A 19,097-nucleotide genomic window follows, 5' to 3' on the forward strand; every position below is an offset into this window, starting at 1 on the left:
CACCGCCCGCCCGAGCCTTCCGCCCCCGAAGGCCGCACCTCACAGAGGGACATGATGACCGACCAGCCTCCCATCCATCCGGCGGCGGCCGAACTGCTGGAGCGTTCGCACCGGCTCGGCGCCGATCCGCGCAACACCAACTACGCCGGTGGCAACACCTCCGCCAAGGGATCCACCATCGACCCCGTGACCGGCGACGACGTCGAGCTGATGTGGGTCAAGGGGTCGGGCGGCGATCTGGGCACCCTCACGGCCGGTGGTCTCGCCGCGCTGCGGGTGGACCGGCTGCGCGCGCTGTCCGGGGTGTATCCGGGGGTGGAGCGCGAGGACGAGATGGTCGCCGCGTTCGACTACTGCCTGCACGGCAAGGGCGGGGCGGCGCCGTCCATCGACACGGCGATGCACGGGCTGGTCGACGCCGCCCATGTGGACCATCTGCACCCCGATTCGGGGATCGCGCTGGCCTGCGCGGCCGACGGCGAGAAGCTGACGGCGGAGTGCTTCGGCGACACCGTGGTCTGGGTGCCCTGGCGGCGTCCCGGCTTCCAGCTCGGTCTGGACATCGCCGCGGTCAAGGAGGCCAACCCGGCGGCGATCGGCTGTGTGCTGGGCGGGCACGGCATCACCGCGTGGGGCGACAGCTCCGAGGAGTGCGAGCGCAACTCGCTGCACATCATCCGCACGGCCGAGGCGTTCCTGACGGAGCGTGGCGCACCCGAGCCCTTCGGTCCCGTACGGGAGGGGTACGCGCCGCTGCCCGAGGCCGAGCGGCGGGCGAAGGCCGCCGCGCTCGCCCCGCTGATCCGGGGGCTCGCCTCCACGGACCGGCCCCAGGTCGGCCACTACACGGACGCGGAGCCGGTCCTCGACTTCCTGGCGCGCGAGGAGCATCCGCGGCTGGCGGCGCTGGGCACCTCCTGCCCGGACCACTTCCTGCGCACCAAGGTCCGGCCGCTGGTCCTGGACCTGCCCGCCGGGGCGCCGCTGGAGGAGACGCGGGAGCGGCTGACCGCGCTGCACACCGCCTACCGGGCGGAGTACCGGGCGTACTACGAGCGGCACGCCACGCCGGACTCGCCGGCGATGCGCGGCGCGGACCCGGCGATCGTGCTGGTGCCCGGCGTGGGGATGTTCTCCTTCGGCAAGGACAAGCAGACCGCGCGGGTCGCCGGTGAGTTCTACGTGAACGCCGTCAACGTGATGCGCGGCGCCGAGGCCGTCTCCACATACGCGCCCATCGAGGAGTCCGAGAAGTTCCGTATCGAGTACTGGGAGCTGGAGGAGGCCAAGCTGCGCCGGATGCCGGCCCCGAAGGCGCTGGCGACCCGGGTGGCGCTGGTGACGGGGGCGGGCTCGGGGATCGGCCGGGCCGTCGCGCACCGGCTGGCCGCCGAGGGCGCGTGTGTGGTGGTCGCGGATCTCAACGCGGAGGGCGCGGCCACCGTCGCCGAGGAGCTGGGCGGTACGGACCGGGCCGTCGCGGTGACCGTCGACGTGACGGACGAGGAGCAGATCCGGGCGGCGTTCGACGCGGCCGCGCTCGCCTTCGGCGGGGTGGACCTGGTCGTCAACAACGCCGGCATCTCGATCTCCAAGCCACTGCTGGAGACGACGGCCAGGGACTGGGACCTCCAGCACGACATCATGGCCCGCGGCTCGTTCCTCGTCTCGCGGGAGGCGGCCCGGGTCATGACCGACCAGGGGTTCGGCGGGGACATCGTCTACATCGCCTCGAAGAACGCGGTGTTCGCTGGCCCGAACAACATCGCGTACTCGGCGACCAAGGCCGACCAGGCCCACCAGGTACGGCTGCTCGCGGCCGAGCTGGGCGGGGCCGGGATCCGGGTCAACGGCGTCAACCCCGACGGGGTGGTCCGGGGCTCCGGGATCTTCGCGGGCGGCTGGGGCGCGGAGCGCGCGGCGGTGTACGGGGTGGAGGAGGAGAAGCTGGGCGAGTTCTACGCGCAGCGGACCATCCTCAAGCGCGAGGTGCTGCCGGAGCATGTGGCGGCGGCGGTCTTCGTCCTGACGGGCGGCGAGCTGAGCCACACCACCGGGCTGCACGTCCCGGTGGACGCGGGCGTCGCGGCGGCGTTCCTGCGCTGAGGCCTTTCGGTCGGATCCGGGAGGGGCGCCAGGGGGCGCGCGGGCAGGGGCCGTTCCTGACGGCAGGTCCCGGCCCGCGCTCCCCCGTCGCCGGTCGTCCGCCGCGCACTCCCCGCGGCCGGGCGCGGGCGCCGGATCCCCCGCCGGGCAGCGCCGTCCCGTCCGTCCCTTCTTCCCTTCCGTCCGCCGTTCCCGGCGTCCGCCGTTCCCAGGCGTCCGCCGGGGCCGGCCGTGTCATCCCCGAGGTCCGCCGTGTCACCCACCGAACCGCTTCCCTTCGCCGCCGTCGACCTCGGCGCGTCCAGTGGCCGCGTCATGGTCGGCCATGTCTCCGGCCGGGGCGCCGGCACCCTGCGCCTTGAGGAGGTCCATCGGTTCCCCAACCGTCCGGTACGGGTCTCCGGCACCCTGCACTGGGACATCCTGTCCCTGTACGGCGGGGTGCTGGACGGTCTGCGGGCCGCGGGTACGGGGGCCGGGCGGGCGCCCGCGAGCGTCGGCATCGACACCTGGGCCGTCGACTACGGGCTGCTCGACGCGTCCGGGGCGCTGCTCGGCAACCCGGTGCACTACCGCGACAGCCGTACGGAGGGCGAGGCGGAGAAGGTCGCCGCGGTGCTGCCGCCCGCCGCGCTGTACGGGGCGACGGGCCTGCAGTACCTGCCGTTCAACACGCTGTACCAGCTCACCGCGGCGCGGGGCTCCGCGGCGCTCGCCGCCGCGGACCGGCTGCTGCTGATCCCCGACCTCATCGCGTACTGGCTCACCGGCGAGGCCGGTACGGAGCTGACCAACGCGTCCACCACCCAGCTCGTCGACCCGCGGACCCGCGACTGGGCCCGGTCGGTCGCCGAGCCGCTCGGGATCGACCTCTCGCTCTTCCCCGCCCTGCGGACGCCGGGCACGCCGGCCGGATCGCTGCTCCCCGACGTGCTCGCCGGGACGGGCCTGCGCGGTCCGGTGCCGGTGACGGCCGTCGGCTCGCACGACACCGCCTCGGCCGTCGCCGCGGTGCCCGCGTCCGGCGACCGGTTCGCCTATGTCGCCACCGGCACCTGGTCGCTGGCCGGTCTGGAGCTGGACGCCCCCGTCCTGACGGAGGAGAGCCGGCGGGCCAACTTCACCAACGAGCTGGGCGTGGACGGCACCGTCCGCTATCTGCGCAACATCATGGGGCTCTGGCTGCTCCAGGAGTGCCTGCGTACCTGGGAGGCCGAGTCCGCCCCCCAGCCGCTGGACCGGCTGCTGGCCGAGGCCGCGGAGGTGCCGGGGCTGCGGTCGTTCGTCGACGCGGACGACCCGGCGTTCCTGGCGCCCGGGGAGATGCCGCGCCGTATCGCGGACGCGTGCCGGAGCATCGGCGTACGGGTGCCTCTGGGGCCCGCGGAGACGGCCCGGTGCGTCCTGGACTCGCTGGCGCTGGCGCACCGGCGTGCGATCGAGGACGCGCAGCGGCTGTCCGGCCGCTCCGTGGACACGGTGCACGTCGTGGGCGGCGGCGCGCACAACGCGCTGCTGTGCCAACTCACCGCGGACGCCTGCGGCCTGCCCGTGGTCGCGGGTCCGGCGGAGGCCGCGGCGCTCGGCAACGTACTGGTCCAGGCCCGTGCGGCGGGCGCCGTCGAGGGCACTCTCGCCGATCTGCGCGCGCTGGTACGGGCCACACTGGAGCCGCGCCGGTACGAACCGGCCGCCGACCGGGCCGGCCGGGCGGCATGGGACCGGGCCGCGGCTCTGATCGCGGACGCGGGGGCCCGGCACTGACCCGCGCACCCCGCCCACGGCGCGCCGAACGGTGCGCCGGGCGATTCGGGTGTACACGACACGTGTCCGGGTGCGTCTCCCCCGATATGATGGTCCACCCGGTCAGGGGTACCAGCGAGATGTGACAGAACGGGCAGGACGCGTGGCGCAGACGGTCGGCATCAAGGACGTGGCCCGGCTGGCCGGTGTCTCGGTCGGCACCGTCTCGAACGTGCTCAACCGTCCCGAGAAGGTGTCCGAACCCACCCGGGTGCGGGTACGCGCGGTCATAGACCAGATCGGCTTCGTCCGCAGCGAGACGGCCAGGCAGCTCCGGGTGGGGACCAGCCGGATTCTGGCGATCCTCGTGCTGGACATGGCGAACCCGTTCTTCGTGGCCGTGGCCAAGGGCGCCGAGCGCGCGGCCCGTGAGACCGGGCTCGGGGTGATGCTCTGCAACAGCGCGGGCAGTCCGGCCGAGGAGGCGGAGTACCTGTCGCTCTTCACCGAGCAGCGGGTGCGCGGGGTGCTGCTCACCCCGGCCGACGCGACGGGCCGGAACGTACGGGAGTTCGCGCGCCGGGACATTCCGTTCGTCCATGTAGACCGTGCCGTGCCCGCCTCCGAGGGCTGTTCCGTCTCGGTGGACGACGTGGCGGGCGGCGCGCTGGCCGTGCGGCATCTGCTGGCCGCCGGGCACCGTTCCGTGACGTACATCAGCGGCCCGATGTCACTTCCCCAGTGCCGGGACCGCCGTACGGGTGCGCTGGGCGCCCTGCGCGAGGCCGGGCTGCCGGAGGAGGCGCTGCGGCATGTGGAGTCGGCGAGGCTGGACGTCGCCTCGGGCATCGACGCGGGGGCGCGGCTGCTGGGCCTCGCCGAGCGTCCGACGGCCGTGTTCTGCGCCAACGACCTGCTGGCGCTGGGGGTCCTCCAGGCGATGTACGGGGCCGGGGTGGATGTGCCCGGCGATGTGTCGATCGTCGGTTACGACGACATCGAGTTCGCCGCGGCCGCGGTCGTCCCGCTGACGTCCGTGCGGCAGCCCGCGGACGCGATGGGGCGGACGGCCGCGGAGATGCTGATGGACGAGACGGGGCCGGACGCGGGGCACCATACGCACCGTTCGGTCGTGCTCCAGCCCGAACTGGTGGTCCGCAGTTCCACGCGCCGCCTGGAGAACGGGGAGTAGCCCGGCCGCCGGCGGCTCGTCCGGGGCGCCGCCCCGGAGCGCGGACGCGGTGTCGCTCCGGGGGCCGCCGGACGCACCGGCGTGCGGGGGGGCCGGACGAGGCGGCGTGCGGGGGGGCCGGACGAGGCGGCTTCCACCGGCCGGACGCGCCGCGTTCCGCGGGCGCGGACCAGGGGGTGACCGGACGCCTGTCCGGTGGACCTACCTGGCCGGGGCCGCGTAGCAGTGGACCGTGACCGTCTGCTCCTGGCTCCAGCGCTGCTCGGCGGTGTCCAGCAGAGTCCAGCCCAGGTGTTCGTAGAACGCCACGGAGCCCGTGTCGGCGGCCACCACGTCCAGGACGAGATGCAGCCCTCGCGTTCTGGCCTCCCGTAAGGCCTGGGACATCAGGAGCGCTCCGATGCCGTGACCGCGGGCGTCCGGCGCGACGAACAGCCGGGTCACCACGGCGATTTCGTCCGGAGCCGCGCCAGTCCGCTCACCCCAGAGCGCGGGAGCCGCGTCACCCTCGACGGGCGGGGAGAGTGCGAGGTGGCCGACGATCCGTCCGTCGAGTTCGGCCACCCAGGCGGCGAGCTGCTCGGGTGGCGCCAGCCAATCAGCGGGCGTCACGGGCCAGTTCACCGGATAGGCGTCGGCCTTGTGCACCTCTGCGAGCACAGTCACGCAATCGTCGAGATCACCCACGTCGCGTCGCCGGACATCACACATCGGAATGTCATCGGCCGCTGGCATAGTCTGTCGATTCACCCGGACCATGCAACCACAGCCCGTCGCGCGAGCGCTCCGCGGCCACCCGACCGAGCGGTGAACGCAGCGGGTCCAAAGGCCCAACCCCCTGCATACGCCATGTTCTTGGTTCAAGAATGCGTCAACTCTTCACCTGTGAAAAGCAATGGCCAAGGTTGTCACGGTTAGTCTCCGGCGGTGATATTGACCAAGCACATACAGAGACCATCGGCCCCCACCGGCACACCCCGCCGCACCCTGCTCCGTGCGGCACTCGCGGGGACGGCCGCCACCACCGGCGTGGCGCTGACCGCCACCACCGCCGGCGCGGCACCGTCCGCCCGGCCCGCCCGGCCACGGCCCGCCACCGCCGACGAGGCCCTGGCCGAGCTCGCCGAGGGCAACCGGCGCTGGCGGACGTTCCGGCAGCGGCACCCCGACGAGACGGAGGCCGTACGCAAGGCCCTCGTCACCGGCCAGCACCCCTTCGCCCTCATCCTCGGCTGCATCGACTCCCGGGTCCCTCCGGAGCTCGTCTTCGACCAGGGGCTCGGCGACCTGATGACCGTACGCTCGGCCGGTGAGGTGCTGGACGAGGCCGTTCTCGGCAGCATCAGCTACGGAGTGCTCGAACTGGGCATACCGCTGATCCTGGTCCTCGGTCACCAGTCCTGCGGCGCCGTCGCCGCGGCGGTCGAGGCCGAGGAGACGGGCGCACAGCTCCCGGCCCACATCCAGTATCTGGCCGACCAGATCCGGCCCGCGATCGACCACACCCAGCACGGCACCGCCCGTGTCGACTCCACCGTGAGCGCGAATGTGGAGATGGTCCGCGCCCGCCTCGCCGCGGAGCCCGACCTCGCGGCCAAGGTGGCCGAGGGCAAGCTGGCGATCGTCGGCGCACGGTACGAACTGGGCACCCAGCTCGTCCACCGCACCGGCTGATCTCCCCCAGCAGTACCGGCACCCGCCGCCCGCCCCGCCCCCGCCGGGGAAGGGCGGCGCCCCGGAACCACTCTCCCGCCCTCGCACGTTTCCTCCCTCCGGGCACCTTTTACCCGCCACTTCCCCGCTCGCCTCGTTACGTTCGGCCCGTCCGACACCTCCTTCCTCTTGATGTGAACCCGTCACCTGTGTCATATATGTCTAGACCATTACCCCCGGGTGAAGGACACGGCCATGACCAGGTTCCGTACCGGCGCCACGCTCGGCCCCCTCTGCGCGGCGCTCCTCGCGACGGGCGCGTGCGGTGCGAACGACGAGCGGGCGGCGCCTTCGGCCCCCGCGAGGGTCACCGTCCAGGCCGGCAGCGCCACCTCCGCCCACGTCATGTGGCACCCGGCCCCGGCCGAGGACGGCGTCCGCGGGTACGACGTCTACCGGAGCGGTACGAAGGTCAAGAACGTCCCGGGCGACACGACCATGACCGATGTCGACGGCCTCACCCCGTCGAGCCGCTACACCTTCACCGTCCGCGCCAAGGGCGCCGACGGCACTGTCTCGCCGCACAGCGCGACCGTGTCCGTGGCCACGCCGGCGACCGTCGCCGAGGACCGGGATCCGCCCGCCGCTCCCACCGGGGTGCGGGGCCGCAGCGACGGGGCGCGCGCCGCCCGGATCACCTGGGACCGGGCCCCGGACGGGCAGGGCATCGTCTCGTACGACATCCACCAGGGCGGCTCACGGATCCACAGCGTCGGCGCGGACGCGACCTCGGCCCAGGTCACCCGGTTGCGGCCGGGAACCCCCTACCGCTTCACGGTGGTCGCCCGGGACGCGGCGGACAACACCTCGCCCACGAGCCGCACCGTCGCACTCACCACCCCGCACGGCCCGGCGGACGACCCCGACACCGCCCCGGCCGACCTGCGGGCCACGGCACGCGCCGACGACGGGGCGTACCACGTCGACCTGTCCTGGCTCCCGCCGCGCACCGGCGCCGAGGTGCCCGCCTATGAGATCCATCTGAACGGGAAGTTCGCGACGACCCTGGTCTGGGGCGCCGAGGCACCCCGGGAGCGGGCGACCTACAGCGTGTACGTGAGCAGGACGCCGGGTGTGTCCTTTCGGGTGAAGCTCCGCGCGAAGCTGCCCGACGGCACCTGGGGCGCCTTCTCCGCGGAACGTACCGTCGTCACCACCCCGGACGGCCGGCCCACGGCGAGCCGTCACCCCCGTTCGTGAGGCGGCACGGCGCCCACCGGCCCTGGCCCCCGCTCCCGCCTGGCCCGCAGCCGGGTCAGCAGGCCACCGAGCGGACCGCCGAGCGGCGGGCCGGCCCCCTCCGCACGCGTGGTGGGCTCCTCGGCCCGCGGCGCCGGGCGCGCCCGCCGCGCCTCCGCCAGGAACGTCTCCAGACTGGCGCGATGCCAGGCGATCTCGTCCGGGTGATCCGCCAGCAGCAGCCGCCCCACCGTGGAGCGTGCCGCCTCGGACTCCGGGTACGGGCGGAAGAGAGCGGGCGCCAGCCGGTTCAGATAGGCGCGTTCGTACGGATCACGCACCAGCTCGGCGAGATGGGCCGCGTCGAGCACACACCCCACGACGGCCACCCGTTCCCAGGGGTCCTCGCTCTCATGCAGAAGATGGCCGATACGCCGACCCCGCCAGTTGCGCGGGCGGCGGTCGTCGCTCTCGTCGACCCCGGCGCAGAGCCCTCGCGGCAGCCGCCCGAGGCGCAGCCTCGGCTCCCCCGCGGCGCACGCCCGCAGCTCGTCGGCGAGATACAGCCAGACCACCGTGCGGTAGCGGTTCAGGTAGAAGGTCACCGGCGCGACGAGCCCCGCCCTCGCCAGCCGGGTGAAGCGGCCCGGACTGACGGACATCAGCGCCGATCCCTCCGCCGTGCCCACCGTCCGCACCCGCTGGCGCAGCCCGTCCGGGAACCCCTCCGCCGCCCGCAGCCGCTCGATCTCCCGCCGGCTCACCCGGCGTCGCCCGCCGGCCGTCCCCACCTCGGTGCGGATGTGCCCGAGCTGCGTGGCGAGCTCGAACTCGCCGCGCTTCAGGTGCAGTTCCCGCGCGGCCCGGCTCGGACCGAGCCCACCCGAGGCGTCCTCCCCTGCCCGAGCCCCGGTCTCGCCCCCGGCCCCGGCCTTGACCCCGCCCCCGCCCCCGCCCCCGGTCCTGACCTGGGCCCGCGCCCCGCTCCGTACATCGATCCGCGCATCGGTTCGCGCACCGATCCGCTCATCGGCCCGTACGTCGGTCGGTACGTCGATCCGCGCACCGGTCCGTGCCTCGCTGATGGACATGGTCGTCCTCCCCGTGAGTGCCAACTACTCTCGGTGACGACCGTAGCGCGTTCACGGGGTTTCCCGCCCAGCCTGTGGACAACTTCGACAGCCGAGCGAAAAACCCTGGTCAGAGGCCGCTCAACGTGGTGTGGTCGGGCTGTCTCGCCGCGACACCCAAGTGCTCACCGACCCGGTTGACGAGCAGGGTCATCTCGTAGGCGACCTGGCCCACATCGGCCTCGGCCGCGGTCAGCACACACAGGCAACTGCCGTCGCCCGCCGCGGTGACGAAGAGCAGCGCCTCGTCGAACTCGACCATGGTCTGCCGAGCCTTGCCCGCCCGGAAGTGGCGGCCCGACCCGCGCGCGAGGCTGTGCAGCCCCGAGGAGACCGCCGCGAGGTGTTCCGCGTCCTCGCGCGCGAGCCCCGAACTGGCGCCCGTGACCAGACCGTCGTTCGAGAGCACCAGCGCGTGCTTGATGTGCTCGACCCGTTCGGTCAGGTCGTCCAGCAACCAGTCAAGTCCCTTTTCGAGTGGCATTGCCGTCCCTCCCCGTTCTGATGTTCCCCATGTCCCACAACGCCCGTAGCCTTCCGCACCGGCCGCGTCCGGGCAAGCCACAGCCGGGACCAGAGGGTGTCGGTGCGTCACATCGCGCCGCATCACGCCACACGCGAAAATGCGGGCATGGCGACAAACATGAGCAAGGACGAATGGCACGCCTTCGTCTCCGAGGGAACGCGCACCGGCAAGCTGTCCACCGTACGGGCCGACGGATCCCCGCACATCGCACCGATCTGGTTCGTTCTGGACGGGGACGATCTGGTCTTCAACACGGGCGAGGAGACCGTGAAGGGCCGCAATCTGCTGCGTGACGCGCGGCTGGCGCTCTGCGTGGACGACGAACGGCCGCCGTTCGGCTTCGTGGTGATCCAGGGCCGTGCCGAGATCGACGAGGACCCCGAGCGGCTGCTCCACTGGGCGACGCGCATCGCCGCCCGGTACATGGGCGAGGAGCGCGCCGAGGAGTACGGCCGACGCAACGGCGTACCGGGCGAACTGCTGGTGCGCGTACGGATCGAGAAGGTCTCGGCGTACACGGGCGTGGCGGACTGAGTTGTCGCCGCCCGCGTGCCGGACGGCCCGGCTTTGAGGGATCATGACGGCATGGCCCATGACCACACACAGGTACGGGAATTCTTCGGCGCGCGGGCGGCGGGGTGGGACACCCGGTTCCCCGGCGACGGCCCCGCCTACGCCGCCGCCGTCGCCGAACTCGGACTGCGCCCCGGCGACGCGGTCCTGGACGCCGGATGCGGTACGGGGCGGGCGCTGCCGTCCCTGCGGGACGCCGTGGGCGAGCGGGGCTCGGTGCTGGGCGCCGATCTGACGCCGGAGATGCTGGTGGCGGCCGTACAGGCCGGGCGGCACCGCACCGGGCGGCTCCTGCTCGCCGACGTGAGCCGGCTGCCGGTGCGCTCACGGGCGCTGGACGCGGTGTTCGGCGCGGGCCTGATCGCGCACCTGCCCCGGCCGCAGGAGAATCTGCGCGAGCTGGCCAGGGTCGTACGGCCCGGCGGACGGCTCGCGCTGTTCCACCCCCTCGGCCGGGCCGCGCTCGCCGCCCGGCAGGGGCGCCGGATCACCGAGGACGATCTGCGCGCCGAGCCCCGGCTGCGCCCCCTGCTGGCCGGGGCCGGCTGGCGCATGGAGTCGTACACGGACGAGGACACGCGCTTCCTGGCGCTGGCGGTACGGGCCGGCTGAGGCCCGGGCGGCCCCGCGGGCCCGTACAGGGGCCCCGGTTGCCTGCGTGCCGGCTCCCGAAGACGCCGAAGGGCCCTTCTGCCGGGGCGCCGCCGACCGTACGTTGGAGGTGGCGGCCCCGCTCGACCGTACGGGCCGCACCGTGCCAGGAAGCAGGGAAGGTGGACCCGGTGTTCAGCAGACTGCGCAGGATCCTTGTGTCGGACGGTGCCCCCGCATCGGCCGTGAACCATCCCCGGCCGCGGCAGCACAATCTGTTCGAGGCCGCCGCGACCTATGTCTCCGCGTGCGCGGAGGACGATCAGCAGCGGATCGACGAGGCGGCGGGCTGGGTCTCTCCCGAGGCGCTTTCCTTCGGCGTCAACGAACTGGCCTGCCGGGCGGTGATCGCGCTGGCCCGTGAGCGGGACGAGTCGCCGCGGACCGTGGCCCGCAGCCTGCTGGGCCTGCCGGCCGCGTGAGAAGCCCGCCCTCCCTCGCCCTCCCCGCTCTCGACGCCCGGGGCACCGACTGGCTAGGGTGCGCCGACAGGCCGCTGGTGGGACGAGGAGGTGTCATGGCCGCGACGGACGACTCCGTGGACGATGACGCGCTGTACGTACTGACCGCCGCGCTGCTCACGCCCGCGCGGTTCCCCGCCGTGCTCGGCGACGACTACGCGCAGGCGTGCGCCGCTCTCGGGCTGGAGCCGTACCCGGGCGGATACGGCCTGGTGATGGGCCAGGACGGCGCGGGTGCCCGCTGGACGGTCGTGATCGACGATGTCTCCCTGGTCGCCGTAGCGATCGCGTCCTGGGACTGCGGAATGGAGTACGACCTGTCGCCGGACGAACGTTCCGTCGTCTCCGCGCTGCCCGGCTGGCCCCTGGCCCTGTCCGTGGCGGCGCCGGGTGTCCCCGCCCCGCACGACCCGCGACCGGCCGACGCCGCAGACCATGAGGCCACCGAGGACTCCGGAGCCGGGGAGAGCACCGTACGGCTGCCCCTCTCCCCGCCCGACACCGCGACGTGGGGCCCGGCGCAGCGGCGCCTCGGGGCGGACGAGGTCGCGCTCCAATGGGCGTTGTGGCGTGAGCGGTTCGAAGGCGCCGGGGATGCGGCCGCCGAGACGCCGGGCGCCCCCGGCCCCGCCGCCTCCGATACCTCAGAGGACGGCGGCACGCCCGCGCCCTCGCATCCGGGGGTGGTGCGCGCGCTGGCCGGGCTGCGCGCCTATGTGGACGCCGATACGGCGCCGCCGCCGCTCGGCCGGGTACGGTCCGGCTTCGCCCCGGACGAGGCACGGACGCTGCGCGCCGACGGTCCCGGCTGGTCCTTCGTGGCCAGGACCGACGACATGGCGTTCGTTCTGCTGGACGAGGAGCCGGGTGAGGTGCTGCCCGTCGGGCGCGGCACCGAACTGCCCGGGCTGCTCACGGCGCTCGACGGGATCGCCGTACATCCGGCCTGAGGCGGGCACGACGGCATCGGTCCGGGTCCCACCACCGTGTCCCACCAGCGCGCGTCAGGGGCGCGTGTCACAGCGGCTTGCGGAAGAACCGGCTGTCCGGATGGACGCGGTAGAAGCCGAAGCCCGTGGTCGGCACATAGCCGCTGGACTGGTAGAGCCCCACCGCCTCGGGCAGCAGGTCGCCGGTCTCCAGGACCATCCGGATCCGGCCCGCGCGCCGCGCGTCCGCTTCCAGCGCGGCCAGTATCCGGCGGGCCAGCCCGCGCCCGCGCGCCTCGGGGGCGACGAACATCCGCTTCACTTCCGCGTCCCCGCGCTCGTACCCCTCGGCCAGCGCGTCCTGGGCGCGCCAGCCACCGGAGGCGACGGGCGCCCCGTCCTGGTAGGCGAGGAGAAACAGCCCGAGCGGCGGATCGAAGTAGGACGGACGCAGCAGCGTCAGGTCGTCGTGACCGAAGCGTCTCAGGTACTCCGCCTGCGCCTCGTCGCTGAGCTTGACGGCGTCGGGGTGGTCGAAGGCTATGGGGCTGATCTCCACAACCGAGGACCCTAAACGCTGCGCGGCCGGAACCGGAAACGGCCGCACGGTGACGCGAGCGCGGGTCCGGGGGACGACGGGGCACGGGCCGCGCCATGACGCGGGCGCGGGGCCCGCCCGCGCGTACGCGGACCCCGGGCCGCCGCATTCGCCGCGGCTCCGGGGCCCGACGTGCCCGTCACGGTCCGCCGCTCAGCGGCCCAGCTCCTTGCGGCTGATCCTGCGCAGCCTGCGGCGCTGCGACGGGTCCAGCATCAGATAGGCGGCCGTCGGCACGCCTATCACCACCAGCAGCGAGAACCAGAATCCGATCAACGGCATCAGCAGAAGGCCAACGGCCACTCCCCCAATGGCGATCTTCGCGCTTGTCGACATCTCGACGCCTCCTTCGCGGCGTGGCCGCTTCCTGCTCACTGAACGCACACGGTCGTCCGCCAGTTCCACTATGCTCCCGCGCGCAGCGGTTCGCCGACCTCGTGCAGGTGGCCGAGGGCCTGGCGGTAGGAGTCGATCAGTCCGGTCTCGGTGTACGGGATCCCCAGCGTCCGGCAGTGCGCGCGGACCAGCGGCTGCGCGAGCCGCAGGTGGGGGCGGGGCATGCTGGGGAAGAGGTGGTGCTCGATCTGGTAGTTCAGCCCGCCCAGGAACCAGTCGGTGACCAGGCCGCCGCGGACGTTGCGTGAGGTGAGGACCTGGCGGCGCAGGTGGCCCCAGTCCGCGCAGTTCTCCGGGTCTGGCATCTCCATGCCCTTGTGGTTGGGCGCGAAGGCCATGCCGAGGTGCAGCCCGTGGAGCATCTGGTGGATCACCGCGAAGGTGATGGCCTGCCCGACGGTGAGCGTGGTCAGCAGCAACGTGACGTAGCCGACGGCATGGGTCAGGAGCAGCAGGCCCTCCGTCACCCGGCGCCGGGCCGGCATGCGGTCCGTCCCGCGCGCGAGGACGGCCTGGACTCCGTAGACCTTGAGGGCGATGCCCTCCAGCGTGGTCAGCGGGAAGAACAGCCAGGCCTGGTGGCGGGTGAGCCAGCCGCGCAGCCCCGAGCGTCCCTCGGTCTGGTGCTGGGTGAAGACGAGGATGTCGGCGGCGACGTCCGGGTCCTTGTCGATGTGGTTGGGGTTGGCATGGTGCCGGTTGTGCTTGTCGTTCCACCATTCCTGGCTCATGCCGAGAAGCAGGTTGGCGTGCACGAGCTGGATCAGCCTGCTCCTCCCCCGGTGGGTGGTGATCTGGGAGTGCCCGGCGTCGTGGGCGACGAACGCCAACCGCCCGGAGAGGAGGGCCAGCGGCGGTGCCAGGAGAAGCGCCCACCAGGAGGGGCCGACGAGGACCAGCGCGGCGACGGTCGCGGCCAGGAGGAGGAGATTGACGGTGATGCCCCGGGCGTACCAGGCGATGCGGCGTTCCAGGAGCCCTTGTTCCCTGACCGTCCGCAGGAGGGGGGCGAAGTCGCTGCCGGCCGCGCGGGGCGCGGGGGCGGGTATGGGCTCCGCGAGGGGGGCTGCGGTGGTTCGGGGCATGTCGGTCTCCGGTCTGTCGGCCGAGATGAGTACGGGAGATGAGCCATGGACGTGCGTACGGACGAGGGGTGCGGTGGACGTGCGTACGGACGAGGCGGGCCGGGCGGTGGGGGTGGACATGAGGCAGGTGGGCACAGGGACGCCGGGGCGTGGTCCGGCGGCGAAGGGTTTCGCCCGCGGCCCGCTCGGCCTCCTGCACCGTACGGCGGCGCGACCTGCGCGAACCATGGCGTCATCCCCCGGAAGGGGCAGGGGGTTTACGGGGGGTGGGGGTGTTGCCAGCTACACCTGTCCGGTCGGCGCGGTGATCCAGCTCATAGCCGGGGCGACTCCACGTGATGACGTGCGTGCGGTACCCTCGGCCGCTCCGACCCGCAGTAGTCAAATTTGAGGAATGCGTCTTCGCTGTGCACAGGCTTCCCGTGGCAACGCTCTCCCGGACCGCCGAACTCGCCCGCTGTTCCACCGTCTTTCTTCCCTCGGACCCGGCCCGCGCCGGCCGGGTCGCCTACTGGCACGCCGACGGCACGGCGCCGCCGTCCGCTCCGGGCTCCCTGGAGGAACTGGCCGTCGTCGACACCGACGGCCACCTTCTCACGGTCAGGGCGCTCCTGGTGCCCGTCGCCGACGCGATTCCCCGCCTGACCCGCGGCCGCGCCGCGCCCGACGCCTCGCCGTCGGCGGCGTTCTGGGGCACGGCCGCCCTGTTCGCGCTGCGACTCGTCGCCCGCGGGCTGCTGCTGCCCGGCCTCACCGGTACGGATCACGACGGCTGGCGGGCCGGTCCACTCACCACGGAGGACGTGGAGCACGTACGGACGCTCGCGGCCTCGATGCCGCCGACCGCGCACGCCGTTCCCCTCCCCGCCCAGGCCGCCGGCGCCGCCCGTACCACCGCGCCGGCCCCCGAGGATCTTCTTCTGCCGGCGCGGGAGGGGCTGTTGAGGAGCTTCCTGGACGCCGTCGCCGACACGCTGCCGCGGACCCCGGCCGCTTCGGTGGCCGCCGGGGGTCCTGCCTTCGCCGCCACCGTGGCGACGCCGCCGCGCCGGTTTCCCGAACTGCGCGGCTGGGCCGCCGATGTGGCCGCCGGGCACGATGCGGGGGTGCGGCTCTCGCTCCGCGTCGAGCTGTCCGGTCTGCCCGCCGCCGGACTCGGCGCCCTCGCCGACTCCGCCGAACCCTCGCCCGCCGGGCGCGACATGGCCGCCGGCGCCGTCTTCCGCGCCGTGCTCCAGATGCACAGCGTCAGCGACCCCGCGGTCGTCGCCGATGCCGCCGATGTGTGGTCCGGCGCCGCCGGTACGGGCTTCGCCCCGCGCGCCCGGATGGACGCCCTGCTCGCCCTGCGCCGCGCCGCCCGCGCCTGGCCGCCGCTCACCCCGCTGCTCTCCGCGGCCGCGCCCGACGCCGTGGACCTCGCCGACGAGGAGGTCACCGAACTGCTGGGCGAGGCGTCCGGGGCGCTCGCCGCGACCGGCGTCCAGGTGCACTGGCCCAGGGAGCTGGCCCGTAACCTCACGGCCCGCGCCGTGATCGGCCCGTACGACGACACCACCGAACCCGGCGACGGGCCGGAACAGCGGCGGAGGGACGACGGCGAGCTGTCCTCCTTCCTCTCCGCCGACGCCCTGCTCGCCTTCGACTGGCACTTCGCCCTGGGCGACCAGCGGATCGGCCGGGCGGAGCTGGACCGGCTCGCCGAGGCGAGCCGCCCCCTCGTACGGCTGCGTGACCAGTGGGTGCTCATCGACCCGGCGGAGATCCGGCGGGCCCGGGAGAGCCAGGACCGCAAGCTCACCCCGGTCGACGCGCTCGAAGCCGTACTGACCGGCTCCACGGAGGTCGCGGGCCGCCGGGTCGAGGTACAGGCGGCGGGATGGCTCGCGGCGCTCCGCGACCGGATCGCGGACCCCGCCGGCGTGGAGCCCGCGATCGGGCAGCCCGCCGCGCTCGCCGCGACCCTGCGCGACTACCAGGTGCGCGGGCTCGACTGGCTGCACCGGATGACCTCGCTCGGTCTCGGCGGCTGTCTCGCCGACGACATGGGCCTCGGCAAGACCATCACCCTCATCGCCCTCCATCTGCACCGGCAGACCGACCCGTCGGCCGCCGGGCCCACCCTGGTGGTCTGTCCGGCCTCGCTGATGGGCAACTGGCAGCGCGAGGTCGAACGGTTCGCGCCCGGCACGCCCGTACGCCGCTTCCACGGCGCCACCCGCGCCCTGGACGGCCTGGCCGACGGGGAGTTCGTCCTCACGACGTACGGCACGATGCGGCTGGACGCGGAACGGCTCGCCGGGACGGACTGGGGTCTGGTCGTCGCCGACGAGGCGCAGCACGTCAAGAACCCGTACTCGGCCACCGCCAAGCAGCTCCGCGTCCTCGGCGGCCGGGCCAGGGTGGCGCTCTCGGGCACCCCCGTGGAGAACAACCTCTCCGAGCTGTGGGCGATCCTCGACTGGACGACTCCCGGGCTGCTCGGCCGCCTCGGCACCTTCCGTACCCGCTACGCGCGCTCCGTCGAGAGCGGCGACGACCCGGCGGCGGCCGAACGGCTGGCGGCACTGGTCCGCCCGTTCCTGCTGCGCCGCCGCAAGTCCGACCCGGGCATCGCGCCCGAGCTGCCGCCCAAGACCGAGACCGACCGGGCGGTCTCCCTCACCGCCGAACAGGCCGGGCTGTACGAGGCGGTGGTGCGGGAGACGCTGGCCGCGATCGCGGCGGCGGACGGCATGGAGCGGCGCGGGCTGATCGTCGCCCTGCTGACCTCGCTCAAACAGATCTGCAACCACCCGGCGCAGTATCTGAAGGAGGAGGAGCCGCGCCTCGGGGGCCGCTCGGGGAAGCTGGAGCTGCTGGACGAACTGCTCGACACGATTCTGGCGGAGGGCGCGAGCGTCCTGGTCTTCACCCAGTACGTGCGGATGGCGCGGCTGCTGGAGGCGCATCTCGCGGCGCGCGGTGTGCCGACCCAGTTCCTTCACGGCGGTACGCCGGTCCCGGAGCGCGAGGCGATGGTGGACCGCTTCCAGGACGGCGAGGTCCCGGTGTTCCTGCTGTCGCTGAAGGCGGCGGGTACGGGGCTCAACCTGACCCGCGCCGAGCATGTGGTGCACTTCGACCGCTGGTGGAACCCGGCCGTCGAGGCGCAGGCGACGGACCGCGCGTACCGCATCGGGCAGCACCGGCCCGTACAGGTCCACCGGATGATCACCGAGGGCACGATCGAGGACCGTATCGCGGACATGCTCGCCCGCAAGCAGCGGCTGGCCGACGCGGTGCTGGGCTCCGGCGAGGCCGCGCTGACGGAACTGACCGACGCCGAGCTGGCGGACCTGGTGGAGCTGCGCGGGGGCGCCCGATGACGAACGGCACGGAGAACAGCGGTATGGACGACCACGGGCGCGACGGCCACGAGCACGACACCGTACGGACCTTCGCCGCGCTGCCCCCGGCCCCTGGCCGCGGCTTCGCCGGGACCTGGTGGGGCCGGGCCTGGCTGAAGGCGCTGGAGGACACCGCGCTCGACGGCGAACAGCTCAGGAGGGGACGGAGGATGGCCCGCGAGGGAGCGGTCGGCGCGGTCTCCGTACGGCCGGGCCGGATCACCGCGGTCGTCAGGGACCGGGACGGCACCGCGCAGCGCAGCGATGTCCTGCTGCAGCGGTTGGGCGAGGAGGAGTGGGACCGCTTCCTGGACATGGCGGTGGACCGGGCCGGCCATATCGCGGCGCTGCTGGACCGGGAGATGCCGCCGCATCTGCTGGAGGACGCGGCGGACGTCGGGATCGAGCTGCTGCCCGGCATCGGCGATCTGGAGCCGGAGTGCGGCTGTGAGGCGTGGGACCACTGTCCGCACTCCGTGGCGCTCTGCCACCAGGTGGCCAGGCTGCTGGACCAGGACCCGTTCGTGCTGCTGCTGATGCGCGGCAGGAGCGAGCGCGCTCTGCTCGACGAGCTTCAGGTCCGCAGTGTCGCGCGAGCCGCCAGGACCCGGCAGGACACCGGGCCGGACCGTACGGAGGACGGCGGCGCGAAGAGCGGCGCGCCCGACGGGGTGTCCGCCGTGGCGGCCTTCGCGGCGGGCGGCCTCGTACCGCCGCCGCCCGCTCCCCCGGCGCCGCCGGCCGAGCCGGGGCAGCCGCCGTCGCTCGACACGGAGGCGGCGCCGCCCGAGGGGATCGACCCCGACGCGCTGGAGTTCCTGGCCGCCGACGCGGCGGCGCGCGCCCTGCGGCTGCTCACCGAGGCGCTGGCGCCGGACCATCACGAGGCGCCGCCGGAGGAGGAGCTGACCGCGCGCCAGGACGGGGTACGGCTGGCCGCCGCGGGCGGGGGCGAGCGGTTCGCGGCGCGGCTGGCCGCCGGCACGGGCCGGCGTCGGGCGGAGCTGGATCTCGCCGTGCGGGCGTGGCGGTACGGCGGCGCCGCGGCCCTCGCCGTACTGGAGGAGGAGTGGGTCCCGGAGCCCGAGGCGCTCGCCCGGGCCGGGGCGGCGCTCGATGCGGCGTGGGAGGGCGGGGACCGGCCGGGGCTGCGCGCCGCCGGCCGGGGCCGCTGGACCGTGCCGGGTGCGGGGGCCCAGCTCCGGTACGGACGGGACGGGCGCTGGTGGCCGTACCGCAAGGAGGGGGCCCGCTGGGTCCCGGCGGGTCCGGCGGACCACGATCCGGCCGCGGCGCTCGCGGATGTCCTCGGACCGCGGGACGCCGCGCCGGGGCGGTCCGGGGCGACCGGCGGCTGATCCGGGCGGGTGCGGGCCGCGTTGCCGGTGCGCGACGGTTGCCCCGCCGGGGCGGCCGGGCGACGATG

At 73.9% G+C, this 19,097-nt stretch carries 17 protein-coding genes; 11 read left to right on the plus strand and 6 right to left on the minus strand.

Going from position 1 to position 19,097, the window contains the following annotated elements:
• The first annotated feature begins 54 nt into the window (after positions 1-54).
• The 3 genes from ACIQ7D_RS32655 (at position 55) to ACIQ7D_RS32665 (ending at position 5,041) form a co-directional block, all read left to right on the plus strand.
• Positions 55-2,106 (plus strand): bifunctional aldolase/short-chain dehydrogenase, encoded by a 2,052-nt coding sequence (locus tag ACIQ7D_RS32655; RefSeq protein ID WP_403943910.1) that lies wholly within the window; start codon positions 55-57, stop codon positions 2,104-2,106.
• A gap of 252 nt (positions 2,107-2,358) precedes the next feature.
• Positions 2,359-3,870: a rhamnulokinase family protein gene (locus ACIQ7D_RS32660; RefSeq protein ID WP_403943912.1), complete on the plus strand. Its 1,512-nt coding sequence runs from the start codon at positions 2,359-2,361 to the stop codon at positions 3,868-3,870.
• A gap of 142 nt (positions 3,871-4,012) precedes the next feature.
• Positions 4,013-5,041 carry a LacI family DNA-binding transcriptional regulator gene (locus ACIQ7D_RS32665; RefSeq protein WP_403943914.1) on the plus strand — a complete coding sequence of 343 codons (1,029 nt, stop codon included), beginning with the start codon at positions 4,013-4,015 and terminating at the stop codon, positions 5,039-5,041.
• A gap of 201 nt (positions 5,042-5,242) precedes the next feature.
• On the opposite strand, the gene ACIQ7D_RS32670 is transcribed toward ACIQ7D_RS32665, so the two are convergent.
• Entirely contained in the window at positions 5,243-5,707 is a 465-nt protein-coding gene (locus ACIQ7D_RS32670; RefSeq protein ID WP_403943916.1) for a GNAT family N-acetyltransferase, read from the minus strand.
• A gap of 261 nt (positions 5,708-5,968) precedes the next feature.
• On the opposite strand from ACIQ7D_RS32670, the gene ACIQ7D_RS32675 reads away from it, so the two are divergent.
• Together ACIQ7D_RS32675 and ACIQ7D_RS32680 are read left to right on the plus strand one after the other, a co-directional pair.
• The gene (locus tag ACIQ7D_RS32675) at positions 5,969-6,715 is read left to right on the plus strand and encodes a carbonic anhydrase (protein WP_403943918.1); all 747 of its coding nucleotides are present in this window, start codon (positions 5,969-5,971) and stop codon (positions 6,713-6,715) included.
• A 234-nt stretch (positions 6,716-6,949) separates the two neighbouring features.
• A complete protein-coding gene (locus ACIQ7D_RS32680) occupies positions 6,950-7,954 on the plus strand; it encodes a fibronectin type III domain-containing protein (RefSeq protein WP_403943921.1) in 1,005 nt (334 codons plus the stop codon).
• Here the strand turns inward: ACIQ7D_RS32680 and ACIQ7D_RS32685 are convergent.
• A complete protein-coding gene (locus tag ACIQ7D_RS32685; RefSeq protein WP_403943924.1) occupies positions 7,939-9,024 on the minus strand; it encodes a DUF6397 family protein in 1,086 nt (361 codons plus the stop codon). The genes ACIQ7D_RS32680 and ACIQ7D_RS32685 overlap by 16 nt on opposite strands.
• 109 nt (positions 9,025-9,133) lie before the next feature.
• Positions 9,134-9,547, minus strand: a complete 414-nt coding sequence (locus ACIQ7D_RS32690) for a roadblock/LC7 domain-containing protein (protein ID WP_385006017.1) — start codon at positions 9,545-9,547, stop codon at positions 9,134-9,136.
• Between the two features lie 147 nt (positions 9,548-9,694).
• On the opposite strand from ACIQ7D_RS32690, the gene ACIQ7D_RS32695 reads away from it, so the two are divergent.
• The 4 genes from ACIQ7D_RS32695 (at position 9,695) to ACIQ7D_RS32710 (ending at position 12,224) form a co-directional block, all read left to right on the plus strand.
• The gene (locus ACIQ7D_RS32695; protein WP_403943926.1) at positions 9,695-10,123 is read left to right on the plus strand and encodes a PPOX class F420-dependent oxidoreductase; all 429 of its coding nucleotides are present in this window, start codon (positions 9,695-9,697) and stop codon (positions 10,121-10,123) included.
• A gap of 51 nt (positions 10,124-10,174) precedes the next feature.
• Complete coding sequence (locus tag ACIQ7D_RS32700; protein ID WP_403943928.1) at positions 10,175-10,774, plus strand: class I SAM-dependent methyltransferase; 600 nt, start codon at positions 10,175-10,177, stop codon at positions 10,772-10,774.
• Positions 10,775-10,944: 170 nt separating this feature from the next.
• Positions 10,945-11,235 carry a hypothetical protein gene (locus ACIQ7D_RS32705; RefSeq protein WP_403943930.1) on the plus strand — a complete coding sequence of 97 codons (291 nt, stop codon included), beginning with the start codon at positions 10,945-10,947 and terminating at the stop codon, positions 11,233-11,235.
• 95 nt (positions 11,236-11,330) lie between these two features.
• The gene (locus ACIQ7D_RS32710; RefSeq protein ID WP_403943932.1) at positions 11,331-12,224 is read left to right on the plus strand and encodes a hypothetical protein; all 894 of its coding nucleotides are present in this window, start codon (positions 11,331-11,333) and stop codon (positions 12,222-12,224) included.
• Positions 12,225-12,291: 67 nt separating this feature from the next.
• Here ACIQ7D_RS32710 and ACIQ7D_RS32715 read toward each other — a convergent pair whose 3' ends face one another.
• The 3 genes from ACIQ7D_RS32715 to ACIQ7D_RS32725 all read right to left on the minus strand — a co-directional run bounded on the left by ACIQ7D_RS32715 (position 12,292) and on the right by ACIQ7D_RS32725 (position 14,282).
• Entirely contained in the window at positions 12,292-12,762 is a 471-nt protein-coding gene (locus ACIQ7D_RS32715) for a GNAT family N-acetyltransferase (protein ID WP_403943935.1), read from the minus strand.
• Between the two features lie 192 nt (positions 12,763-12,954).
• Complete coding sequence (locus ACIQ7D_RS32720; RefSeq protein ID WP_329822718.1) at positions 12,955-13,137, minus strand: hypothetical protein; 183 nt, start codon at positions 13,135-13,137, stop codon at positions 12,955-12,957.
• Positions 13,138-13,205: 68 nt separating this feature from the next.
• On the minus strand, positions 13,206-14,282 hold the full coding sequence (locus tag ACIQ7D_RS32725) for an acyl-CoA desaturase (RefSeq protein ID WP_403943937.1): 1,077 nt from the start codon (positions 14,280-14,282) through the stop codon (positions 13,206-13,208).
• Between the two features lie 407 nt (positions 14,283-14,689).
• Between ACIQ7D_RS32725 and ACIQ7D_RS32730 the strand changes: the two genes are divergently transcribed.
• On the plus strand, positions 14,690-17,650 hold the full coding sequence (locus tag ACIQ7D_RS32730; RefSeq protein ID WP_403943940.1) for a DEAD/DEAH box helicase: 2,961 nt from the start codon (positions 14,690-14,692) through the stop codon (positions 17,648-17,650).
• Complete coding sequence (locus tag ACIQ7D_RS32735) at positions 17,647-19,029, plus strand: SWF or SNF family helicase (protein ID WP_403943942.1); 1,383 nt, start codon at positions 17,647-17,649, stop codon at positions 19,027-19,029. The genes ACIQ7D_RS32730 and ACIQ7D_RS32735 overlap by 4 nt, the downstream gene beginning before the upstream one ends.
• Positions 19,030-19,097 lie beyond the last annotated feature (68 nt).

Origin of the sequence: Streptomyces sp. NPDC096310 (assembly GCF_044763125.1) — a bacterium.
Lineage (GTDB): Bacteria > Actinomycetota > Actinomycetes > Streptomycetales > Streptomycetaceae > Streptomyces.